9 protein-coding genes are annotated in these 12,259 nt (G+C 37.4%); 2 read left to right on the forward strand and 7 right to left on the reverse strand.

Annotation, left to right across the window (positions count from 1 at the left end; all coding sequences use genetic code 11):
* Positions 1 to 31: 31 nt before the first annotated feature.
* From AR328_RS11635 to AR328_RS11665, 7 genes are all read right to left on the reverse strand, one after another.
* Complete coding sequence (locus tag AR328_RS11635) at positions 32 to 1,306, reverse strand: murein hydrolase activator EnvC family protein (RefSeq protein WP_066295168.1); 1,275 nt, start codon at positions 1,304 to 1,306, stop codon at positions 32 to 34.
* Positions 1,307 to 1,683: 377 nt separating this feature from the next.
* Entirely contained in the window at positions 1,684 to 1,998 is a 315-nt protein-coding gene (locus AR328_RS11640; RefSeq protein WP_066295169.1) for a hypothetical protein, read from the reverse strand.
* A 39-nt stretch (positions 1,999 to 2,037) separates the two neighbouring features.
* Positions 2,038 to 2,766, reverse strand: coding sequence for an aspartate/glutamate racemase family protein (locus AR328_RS11645; protein WP_066295170.1), 729 nt, complete (start codon positions 2,764 to 2,766; stop codon positions 2,038 to 2,040).
* Positions 2,767 to 2,886: 120 nt separating this feature from the next.
* The gene (locus tag AR328_RS11650) at positions 2,887 to 3,708 is read right to left on the reverse strand and encodes a C39 family peptidase (RefSeq protein WP_066295171.1); all 822 of its coding nucleotides are present in this window, start codon (positions 3,706 to 3,708) and stop codon (positions 2,887 to 2,889) included.
* Between the two features lie 40 nt (positions 3,709 to 3,748).
* A complete protein-coding gene (asnB, locus tag AR328_RS11655) occupies positions 3,749 to 5,596 on the reverse strand; it encodes an asparagine synthase (glutamine-hydrolyzing) (RefSeq protein WP_066295172.1) in 1,848 nt (615 codons plus the stop codon).
* Between the two features lie 67 nt (positions 5,597 to 5,663).
* Entirely contained in the window at positions 5,664 to 7,202 is a 1,539-nt protein-coding gene (locus AR328_RS11660; protein WP_066295173.1) for a Mur ligase family protein, read from the reverse strand.
* Between the two features lie 55 nt (positions 7,203 to 7,257).
* Positions 7,258 to 8,430 carry a carboxylate--amine ligase gene (locus AR328_RS11665; protein WP_066295174.1) on the reverse strand — a complete coding sequence of 391 codons (1,173 nt, stop codon included), beginning with the start codon at positions 8,428 to 8,430 and terminating at the stop codon, positions 7,258 to 7,260.
* A 411-nt stretch (positions 8,431 to 8,841) separates the two neighbouring features.
* On the opposite strand from AR328_RS11665, the gene AR328_RS11670 reads away from it, so the two are divergent.
* On the forward strand, positions 8,842 to 11,487 hold the full coding sequence (locus tag AR328_RS11670; RefSeq protein ID WP_066295175.1) for a sensor histidine kinase: 2,646 nt from the start codon (positions 8,842 to 8,844) through the stop codon (positions 11,485 to 11,487).
* Position 11,488: 1 nt separating this feature from the next.
* Complete coding sequence (locus AR328_RS11675) at positions 11,489 to 12,199, forward strand: response regulator transcription factor (RefSeq protein ID WP_066295176.1); 711 nt, start codon at positions 11,489 to 11,491, stop codon at positions 12,197 to 12,199.
* The last annotated feature ends 60 nt before the right edge of the window (positions 12,200 to 12,259 follow it).

Below are 12,259 nucleotides of genomic sequence, written 5' to 3' on the forward strand. Positions count from 1 at the left end.
TTCTTGCATTCTCTCAATCTTTAATTCTCTATCAATAAGATACATATTTAAGTGGATTTACTGCGTTCGTTCTGCTTCCGTTCCATGGGCCATGATGGATTTCGAAATGAAGGTGTGGTCCGGTAGAATGACCCGTACTACCCATATAGCCTAACATTTGTCCCTTTTCAACACGTTGACCATTTGAAACACTAAGACTTTCCATGTGTCCATATACAGTCGTCATTACTTGTCCGTCGATAACGTGTGTGATCATCACGACATTTCCATAGCTTCCATCGTAATTCGCACGAATAACTGAACCTGCTGCTGCTGCAACGATTGGTATCGATCCCCCACGGCCGCCTTTTCCAATATCAATCCCTGAATGGAACGTTCCCCAGCGTTGGCCAAAGTGGGATGTGAGTCTGCCTGTTGTTGGGTTCATGAATGCTCCATTTGAAATAGTTGGCATTGGCCCGACAGATGACCCGCTTGCCGCGTTTGCCGCTGCCTTTTTCCTCTGTTCTTCAAGTTCACGCTGTCTCTTATTCCAAGCTTCTATTTCTTTTTTAATGGCCTTTTCTTGTGCTGCAAGAAGCCCAGCTTGATCTTCAAGCTCATGAAGCTCTTCATGCATTTTTTCTTCCTGTTCATTTAAATGGGCAAGAAGCTTATTCTTCTCTGCCACTTGACCTTCTAACTTTTTCTTCATTTCCTCAAGCTGTGCCTTCTTTTGGCTTAATTCTTCAAGCTGCTGTTTCACTTCAGCTTCCTTCAGATCAAGGGCTGCCTTGTCGTCCTGATGAGCCTTCAGCATATCCCTATCTGCCTGCATAAAGGTTGTCACGGCACTTACACGATTAATAAAGTCGCCAAAGCTTTGTGCACCGAGAAGAACATCCATATAATTGATAACCCCGCCATTTTCCTGAATGGAGCGAACACGTTCCTTCAGAAGCTCGTCCCGTTTCTTAATCTGCTCCTTTAGGATAGCTATTTCCCCTTGGAGCCTATCAATTTCTAGTTGCGCTTCTTCAATTTGTGCTTCCTTTTCTCGAATTTGATTGTTTGTATCCGCAACGGCAAAATCTAATTTTTTAATTTCGGCTGTAGTAGCTGCCTGTTCAGCATTGATTTCATTTACTTTATCTTGAGTTTGATTAATTTCAGATTGAATGGTTGATCGTTGGTTTTGTATATCTTTCTTTTTATTTTCCAACTGCTTATTCACTTGGACTGCATGAGCTGTATTAGAAACCGGAGAAAATAAGCTGCCGAGCCCAACGATGATTCCAATTCCTAGAATGAGAAATTTCCGTTTCATTTTGTTCCGTTTCTCCCTTCTATTTAACTAATTCATTTTTTCTTGCAAGCATGTATGTATACAATCTTTTTCTCTTCCAATCTGCAATAATACAAAATTATGTATGTAAAAATAATAATGTTGAAAAATGGAAATGTTTGTAGAATTTCAGAAATGAGAATGATGGAAGAATTTCGCAATATTGGTCATTTTTTGTCCCATAATTGTACATTTTATATTATAACATTGTCCATTCAAAAGTTAATCCCGAAAATTATTACAAATATATTTCAAGAGAATGCGTTTTTTGTCGAATAAAGCCGGGCACCAAACATAAAAAAACGCCAAGCAAAACTTGGCGGCGGCATATTTGAATCTATTATATATCTAAATAGTCATTATTCTGCGCGGCTCTTATCTCTCTTTAACCTTTCAAGTTCCTGCTTCAGCTGCAGATTCTCTTGTTGTATGGCTGCCAGATGATCATTTACAAATAATTCTCTTCCGTTCTTAGGAGGCTGAAGGGATACTTTATACCATCTCTTTCCGTCAGGGGCTTCAGTTGGGATGCTTTTATTTAAACTAGCCTTTGGATAAATTCTTTTAATGTATTCAGTTTCCTCATCAGATAACCGCAATTCTCTAATGTTGACTCCATCACCAAAAGATTCTTTCAAAAACTTTCTAAACTTCTCCGCTTCATTCATTTTCAAAATTGATCCCTCCCTTTAAAGATTGACCGTTCCTAAAGATTAAGGCTTGCCCCATTTCATTGAATTCTTAACAACGCCACCGGAATATTCAATTGACTTTTCAACAAGGACATCCATGGCATCGATGCAATATTTCATGACTTCATCGCTTAAGTTCATGCACGATAGCTCCGTGCAAGCGAGTATAACACAGCTGCAATTCTCTCTATGAATAAGATCCATAATGATTTGTTCAATTACAGCAGTATCTACCTTCAAATCACTTTTTATATTATATATTGTATTCATCACTTGCTCTTGAGAGACCTCATCAGGGATATGTAATTTCATATTATAGTTTAAACATCCCTGTCTATAGATGCCGGTGCTCACTGTCCCATTTGTCGCTAGTATTGCAACCTTGGTATGATCTCCATGCTTTCTATGAATTTCTTTGCACGTCTCATCTACCATGTTAATAATCTTTATATTAGTCATTTCCTGCATTTGATTGTAGAAAAAATGGGATGTGTTACACGGTATGGCAATGTGGTCTACACCTGCCGCTTCGAGAATTTTCATATCCTTAGCTACCGCATTTAAAAACAGTTCTTCTTTATTTTCCAAAATCACTGTTGTGCGGTCAGGTAATGCTGCATGGTTTAGGATAACCATATTTATGTGTTCCTGGTCAGAATTCGCCACCGTATTTTCAATAACCTTTTCAAAATAGACAGATGTGGCCATTGGCCCCATCCCACCAATAACACCTAAGCTTTTCTTATGCATATTTCATCCTTCTTAATGTATTGACATGTTTATATACGTATTCTATCACAAAAATGAAAAGCAAAAGAAATGTCCGCCTGTATCTGGATGATGCGGGGAATTCCTTTTGCTCTCACTTTTTTAGTTTCCACTTTTGACTGCTACAGTCATCGCATGACTGCCAAGCTCTTGGTAGCTTTTGAAAAATGCGTTTTTATCATAAGTCATTTGGCCGACTAACGGGTTCATCACATGTACTTTTTTCTCGTCATAGCCATTTAAAACGACCGCATGTAAATTAGTTGGAGCAGTAAATTTCTCCCCTGTATCATGAAAATACCAAGAATAATTTAATTTCGGCTTCCCAAGGTCCAAGGTTACCCAAACTAATACGGGAGTTCCTTTATTAAGCTGTTTAATAATGTCTTCTTTCTTGCTTCCGCTTAAATCGAGGGTCTGAATATCACCGCCGGCAGCATCAGAATACTTCTTTGCCGCATTTATAATTGGAGGTGCATAGCTGAAAAAGCCGCCAGTCTCACTTCTAGGGTTTCCGGCATACGCCTTATAAGGATTGGCTCCATATCGGCGTTTGTTCTTCGTGGAAAATGACTGTTTAGGCAAATATTGATCAGCCATTTCCGTTTTTGAAACCTCATAACCATACGTGTTCAGAATAGACGTTAATGAAGTAATTTCACAGCCATGCGGAAGTTCCGGCAGTTGCTTGACAGTTTTAACTGGGATAAAGACCTCTGTTATTTTCATCTGCCCTTCTTTTGTCCAGTCATATCTTTTCACATATGTCGGGACATTGAGCTTTGTAATGGCCTCAATTCCTGTAAAATCCACTTCTGAATTCGCACTGCTGTTTACCTTCAAATGGCTATTTATCGTGTCTATTGTCAAATAAACGACAAATACAAGGACTATAAAAATAGTGCTGACTACTATTTTCCTCACTCATATTCATCCCCTATAACAACTGTCTAGCAACAGCGTATTACATTTCTTTAAAAAACTTCTTATACCAAACAAGGAACACATAAACTGTCCAAATGTAGCGGGCATAATTATGTTTCTTTGTATAATGCTCTTCTAAATATCTCAAAAGCTCATCCGTGTCGAAGAACTCTTTCGCCATATCTGATTGGAACATTTCTTTCACAATCTTGTAATATTTCTCTTCTTGAAGCCAAAAACGAATCGGCACAGGGAAGCCAACCTTTGGACGGTTTGCCCATTCATCTGGAAGAACCTCACTTGAAGCAGCACGCAATGCATATTTTGTATCTTTACGATTCACGCGAAGTGAGCTAGGCAATTTGGATGCCATTGACATGACTTCTTTATCTAGGAATGGAACCCTTAATTCAATGGAATGAGCCATGCTCATTTTATCCGCTTTTAAAAGAATATCTCCAGGCAGCCAAAGCTTTAGGTCAAGATACTGCATTTTCGTTACATCATCTTTCCCCTTCACTTGATCAAATACTAGTTTTGTAATACTTTGTACTGTCGGACCGTTTTTATACTCATCCTTTAACACTTTGAAAGCATCTTCTTCCTCAAAGACTTTAGCCTGCCCAATAAACTTCTCTTCGATCTTTTGGCCGCCTTTTACTAAGAAGGTTGTAATTTTATTTTGCGGAAGGGCACTGCCGACCTTAGATAGCGCACGTCTGATGGCGTATGGAACCTTTTCATATTTTTCTTGCTTAGCTGATTTCTGATACCATACATATCCGCCAAAAATTTCGTCTGCACCTTCGCCGGACAAAACAACAGTTACATGTTCTCTCGCTAATTTGGATAAGAAATAAAGAGGAACAGAAGAAAGATTCGACTGCGGCTCATCCATATGATATTGAATGGTAGGCAATGTTTCAAAGCATTCATCTGCATTCATTAGCTTACTATAGTTTTCAATATGAAGTTTGTCTGATAACTCTTTAGACAAATTCGTTTCATTAAAGATCCCTTCGTAATCCTTAAACCCAATTGAGAACGTTTTATTAGGCTTAAGCAGAGCCGTAATATAGCTGGAATCAATTCCGCCTGAAAGGAAGGACCCTACCTTAACATCACTGATTTTGTGATAGTCAACTGATTCTCTCATCGTGCTATTGATTTGTTCGATATAATAATCTAAGCTATTCTCTTTTTCATCGAAATTTACATTCCAGTACTGCTTAATTTCCATTTTACCTTGTTTATAGATCATATAATGACCTGGTTTGAGCTTGTACACACCTTTAAAGAAGGTTTCATCTAGAACTGAATATTGGAAGGTTAAATAAGGCATCAGTGCATCCTTATTTAATTCTTTTTTGAAGCTTGAGTTCTTTAAGAATGATTTAATTTCGGAACCAAAGATAAAGGAGTTATCTGTAGTGTTTTGTGTATAATAAAGAGGCTTAATTCCAAAGAAATCACGTGCAAGAAGCATCGTTTCTTTTTTCGTATCCCAAATTGCGAAAGCAAACATTCCTCTTAGCTTCTGCAATAAGTCTACGCCGTACTCTTCATAACCGTGGATTAATACTTCACTATCTGTATCTGTTTTGAAAATATGGCCTTTTTCTAAAAGGTCCTTTTTCAATTCTTGATAGTTGTAAATTTCCCCGTTAAAAATTAACACACAGCTTTTATCTTCATTAAACATCGGCTGACCGGCTTCTTCAGATAAATCAATAATGCTTAGGCGTCTAAAGCCAAAGGCAATATCTTTATCTGTATAAGATTCTCCGCTGTCAGGTCCTCTATGAATAATCGTGTCCATCATGTCATTGATTGTTTGTTTCTTATCTATTTCTGGGTTAGCATGAGCAAAACCAACAAAACCGCACATTTTCTATCACCTTTATTATAAATTTAAGAAGGGGACTTGATTGTCCCCTGTTATTTTACAACATTTTTCATTGAGCTGATACACGATTGCGCAATGGCAGGAATAATTTTTCCTTGGAAAAATCCTTCTTTATCTTTTCAATTTGATGTAAAGCAATTTCAGCTCCGTGATCCATTCCTTGACAGCCAGCAAGCAAAATTAAATCTCCCGCTTCTGCTTTAGATAAAGCATTTTCGATCGCATCTGGAAGCTCATCATATAACTGAACCTTAATGTCAGCATCCTTCATCACTTCTTCAAATACCTGCTGCTCCTCATCTGTCACCTTGTCCTTAGAAGTAACATGAGACATGCTCTTTGTGGCAATCACTTCATTAAAGCCTAGCTTTGACGCCCATTCAGCAATAGTCTCAGCATTTTCGCGGTTTACAGTAGGACCTCTTTCTCCCCTAATGGCGTAAACGAGATGAAGCTTTTGATAATCCATAAATTTCAGCGTTTCTAGCGTTACGTTTATATTTCCAGCGTTGGCAAAGTGATCATCAATAATCTTGAAATCATCTTCAAAAATGAACTCAAAGCGGCGTTCTACTCCGCCAAACGTCTTCAATGTTTTTTGAATCGTTGATACAGAAACATTCGAAAGCAATGCTACCGTAATAGCCACCATCGCATTATAAACAGAGTGAAGACCTGGTACAGCTAGTTCAATATCAAACTCACCTGGGATATATTCTGTATCATTTACCCTAAATGACTTCAAAATTTCCACTGTGAATTTAGCTCGTCCAGTTGATAAATCCATATTTTTACAATGAATATGCCCTTCATTGCTCTTCACGCCAAATGTGATGACCTGAGCCTTTGTAGCGTTAACTAAAGAAGCCGAGTAAGGACAATCCAGATTAAGAACGGCAAAGCTATTTTCACTGGCATTGCGAATTAGGCTAGATTTTACTTCAAAATATTTTTCAAAAGACCCATGGGAATCAATGTGCTCACGGCTTACATTATTTAGGGTAACAATATCGTAATCCACTTGCTCAACCCGGTTCATTTCCAGGGCTTGGGATGACACCTCCATGCTTACATGGGTGACATCACGTTCTACCATTTCATTTAAATAGTATTGTAAATCTAAAGATTCAGGCGTGGTCAGCTCTGAAGGAATGGATGTATCATCGATTTTAATCGTGACAGTTCCGATCAGCCCCGTTTTGAGGCCTTCATTTTCTAAAATAGCATTTGTCATATAGGAAGTTGTGGTTTTTCCATTTGTAGCAGTGATTCCGATCATATTAAGCTTTTTAGATGGATTGTCATAGAAGTGAGCACCCAATCTAGCTAATGAAATCCGGCAATCTTTAACTAAATATTGTGGAATATTAACATCCTCGTTGAACTCTTCAACGACAGCAGCTACTGCTCCATTTTCTGCTGCTTGTTTCAAATATTTATGCCCGTCCGTTTTATATCCTCGCACACAAACAAAAAGGTGTCCATTCGAAACCTTTTGGGAATGGTAGGAAATCCCGTTAATCGTTAAATCCTGATCATTCAGCACTTTTTTTACGTCAAGTGATTGAAGGAGTGTTTCTAGCTTCATTCGTTTCTACCTCTTTTCTGCGTCATTTCCTAACCGCTTTGTTTAGGTATGTTCATTATTTCTTCCGCATCTTTCCTGCAATTTTCTTAAAATAAACAATGCCAGGCTTCGGATCCGACCAATCCCAAATAGCATAAGCTTTTTGCTTCATTAATGATTTAATTACTTGTCCTTTAGTTAGCTGACCGGTCTTTATATAGCCCTTTATTGCCAATATATCCTCATAGGCATACCAAAATACACGGTGCTTATCCTCTTTTACTGCATAAGGCTCAAGAGGAGACCCTGTTAGCTCACGGTAAGTAATATAGGGGAAGTTAACCCCTACCTTATAGAGAAGATTGTTTAAATTAGTAATCCGGGCATTGATTTCAATTAAATAGAACTTTCCTGTCTCTGCGTCTTTTTTAAACTCAATTTCCGCAAATCCTTTAAATCCGATCGCTTCCAAAAATGGAGCTCCAATATCGTACAGTTCTTGAACATATTTCTGCTCCGTATAAACAGAAGCTCCGAAGTTAATTGGATATTGGCGGTGCTTTTGGCATGTCACCCAATGAGTGACCTTTGCATCCTGATTTAAATAAGCATCAAATGTATACATATGATCGTCAAATCCAGGGATAATTCTCTGCACGATCACTTCTAAATTGGCATTCTTCGACTTTTCGATGGCTGCCAATAATTCTTCTCGATTAAAAACTTTAAACAGCTTTTTTCTAAAATGCGCAACAAAGGCCGGGGAATCTGAAGGCTTTACGATACACGGATATTTAAGTGTTGTTTCTACTTTTTCAATAAAATTTTCTTCATCTATTCTAACCGTTTCAGGGACAGCCATCCCCTTTTCAACCGCTAATGCATGCAATGTTTCCTTATTCATCACTTTCGTATAAAGGCCCTTTTCCGTTTGAGGAATGAGATAATATTCTCTTATCTCATCTAAATGCTCATCCACGACCTCTACATAGGAATCATGACAAGGAATTAACACAGGCTTTACACTCTGCTTTTTCGCATAATCTATTAAAAAACGTATAAACCCTTTTGGGTCTTTTTTATAATAAGGGGCAATTAGCCTTTCAGAACAGTATTTAGATTCAGAGCCATATCGGTCCTCTTCTGAATAATCAACGGCAACTGTATGAATGCCATGTACTCCCAGGCAGCGAATTGTACTTAAACCTATATAATAATTACATCCTAAAATTACAGCTTTATTATTCAAACTCTCATCTCCTTGAATACCTGAATGCGATATTCTTCAATATATAGATATTGACATAGAAGTGAGTAACCGTGCAATAGATAATGAATAATTTCGGCCAAATAGCACAGGTAGTTTTTGGCTGAAATGTTCTAAGCCGCTCCTTAGAAAAATCTCGAAGCGGCTTACTGTTTTTTAAAAATTATATCTTTATGTTTTTTTAATGTAAACACTTACTATTTTATTTGAATGTAATGCTTGTTAAGCTACGATAAGGCTGTAAGATATCTAGTATATTTTGTCTAAATTAGAGATACGACAAAACCTATTAACTTCAAGGCTGTTCAAAGTTTATAAATATGATGTCTGACCATGATTATGATAAAGTATAGTCAGATAATTTTACTAACCTCTTTCGAAAGGGAGGAAACCATGAAAAAAGCCCGTTCCTTTAAAAAAGAACTCATTTTTTCCTTCTTAACTATTACCTTTTTCTCTATTGCGATACTTGGAGTATTTCAAATTTACCAATTGTATTCATTAATTAATGAAAATCAAAAAAGTCAGGCACAGACGACTAAATATTTATCAGACTATATTCAAAATTATGTATTAGAACATAAAAAGGCCATTCAAACAGAATCACTTACGATCCGAGAAAAGTTTATGGATCAAGACGTGGAAGGGATTAAAACTCAGCTCAAAAACATAAAGGAAAACTATCCAGGCTTCGTCAATATGTATGTTGGAAATACAATGGGACAATCCATCGTTTTCTATCCTGAGGTATTCACTGATGGGGTAGAGAGAGAAAATCTTAACTTCAGTGACCGATCCTACTATACGGAATTACTTAGAACGAAGGACACTGTCATCTCTCCAGTCTTTCACGGCCGGGGCGGCACAAATATTCTATTGGTGACGATCGTTTCTCCAATCATGAATGACAGCGGAGACATGGTCGGCTATGTGCTTGGAGCTTTAGATTTGAACGAATTAGGCGAACACATTAAAAAACGCACCGTTGATGAAGGCGGCCAAGCTGTTGTGATTGACCAAGATAAAAATGTGATTGTTCATCCAACAATTGATACGAGAAGAGAGCTCGTCAGCCTTTCAGAGTCAGTGGTCACACAGTATATCGAAGAAGAGAGCAATAATGAGGGCAGCAATTTTTTTGATATTGAAAAACAGCATGGAGAATTCTATATTACGTATGTGAAGATCCCCCCTCTAAATTGGACTGTTTGGGTAGAAAAACCGACTGATTTGATCATGAAAACGTATAAGAATGCCATTATGATGATCGTAGTCTTTCTGCTTATTACTGTCATTTTGATGATCGGTGTCAGCATGTTTTTAACAAATAGGCTGGAACGAACGATTCATCAATTGCTGAATTACATTAAAGATTACACGATCGGCATCAAGAAGAAGCGTGAGATAACAAAGAAGATTCAGGGCCCGAAAGAAATGGAAGAGCTATTTTATTATTTTAATAACATGATTCAAGAGGTCGAAAGAAATAAAAAAAGCTTAATGGAGCTAAATAAAGAGCTTGAAGAGAGAGTTCAGGACAGGACAGCCGTCTTAGAGCATAAAAACTCAGAATTAAAAGCAGTAAATAAATTAATCACTTCCGTTTCTTCCAATAAGGACTTGGCCCATTTTATTCAGCACTGTTTGAAAGAAATTGAACTGTTTATGAACTACTCTATTCATATATACTTTCTAGATTTTGCTGTTACGAATAAATCCATTCATACAAACCAAACTTTACTGCAGTATCTCAGTGAAAATATGATTGGGGATCAGCAGTATATGGAACCAATACAAATCGAGCAAAAAAATAAAGGTTATTTAATTGTTGATATGACGAACGATAAAACAATTAAATCCAGTGATCAAGAATTTCTTCACACATTTGCCAGTTCATTATCAGTTATGCTGCAAAACAAGTTTTTATTTGAAGAAATCCGTAATAAGCATGCTGTACTTCATGCTGTATTGGGAAGTATGTCAGAAGGATTAATGCTATTGAATAATCAAAAAGAAGTTGAGTATGTCAATGAATTTTTCCTTAACGTAGTCGAAATTGATGAAGATGAAGACGATGAAGAAGAATACGAATATGAGTACCGTAACAAATTAATAAGCTTAGACGATGTATATAGACGCATTATTACCCTATTCGATGTTGATAAGAATGATTTGTCCGCATTCTTCGAGAACGCAAAAGGAGAAATTAAACTAGAGGAAAAGAATAAATCAAAGAAGTCAAAGTACTTTTTACTTCATAAGTTTTCAGTTATGTTAGATGAAAAAATTATTGGTGAAGGTTTAGTTTTACGGGATATTACAGAGGAAGAGGAAATTGATACATTAAAAAACAATTTAATCTCTCTGACCTCTCATGAATTTAAAACACCAATAACAAATATTAAAGGCAGTGTTGAAACGCTTCTTCGTTCCGAGGTTGAGTGGGAGCCTGAATTCCAGCAGGAGCTTTTGGAAGGTGTTCACGAGGATATTGAACGAATCTTACATTTAGTTAATGATTGGATGGATATCTCCAAAATTGAATCCGGAACTTTGTATGTAGAACGAAACATGATTCGTGCGGACCATGTGATTGAACAATCGATGGAACAGATCCCTTTATCACTTAAAGAAGGAGCCAGCTTGCAGTTTCATAACAAACTTCCCAGCGGAACCACTTTTTACGCAGATAAAATACGCGTTCAGCAAGTACTAGTTAATTTATTTACGAATGCCCTTCGCTACAATGATTCCATTGAAAAGAAAATCGATATTACGTTAGATATTGAAAATAATTATATTAAAATAACGGTTTCTGATAATGGGATCGGTATTTCAGAGGATCATTTAACAAAGATTTTCAATCGCTTCTATCAAGTAGATGTTACAGCAACACGAAGAACAGGCGGTACAGGCTTAGGCCTTTCCATCTGTATCGGGATTATGGAAGCTCATGAAGGAAAAATTGAAGTGAAGAGTGAGCTTGATAAAGGAAGTACCTTTATTCTATATTTCCCAATCATGGAAGGAGGAGAATGAATTGAAAAGCCAAAAGATTTGTATTGTAGATGATGAACCAAAAATTTTGCGCTTTGTTTCTGCCAACTTAAAATCCATTGGCTATGAAGTAACTACGGTCAATTCAGGTGAAGAGCTATTTGATAAATTCGACCTCATTCTACCTGATTTAATACTGCTGGATATTATGATGCCTGGACAGGATGGCTTCCATGTGCTTGAAAAACTACGCAAGTTCTCGGATGTTCCTGTCATAATGCTCACGGCCAGAAGCAATCCACATGATAAAGTGCACGGTTTAAATGTGGGTGCTGATGACTACTTAACAAAGCCTTTTTCATTAGATGAGCTTTTTGCCAGGGTTAATGCCGTTTTAAGAAGAAGTCAATCCAGCACTGAGCCTGGGGTATCGAAAACACCGATTATTCGAACGGGCGATTTAGCACTCGATCTTGGCAGTAAGCGCTGCTGGATTAATAACGAAGAATTTAAGCTTACGCAAACTGAGTATTCAGTTATGGAAATATTAGCACTTAATTTAGATAAAGTTGTCCAGCATGAAACTTTATTGTCAGAAGTTTGGGGACCGCAATACCGGGATGATGTAGAATATTTGCGTGTCAGTATTGCAAGAATTCGCCGAAAGATCAAAGACCTTTTGCCGAATAAGGAGGAATATATTGTCACGTATCCCGGTCTTGGATATATGCTCAGAAGTGTACCGCGAATTTAGTGTTTAATTGGGGCTATACTAAAAAGGTGTCAGGCGCCACGACTCTATGTCTAGATGAAG

This window comes from Bacillus sp. FJAT-29937 (genome assembly GCF_001509555.1).
In the GTDB taxonomy this organism is placed as follows: Bacteria; Bacillota; Bacilli; order Bacillales; family Cytobacillaceae; genus Cytobacillus.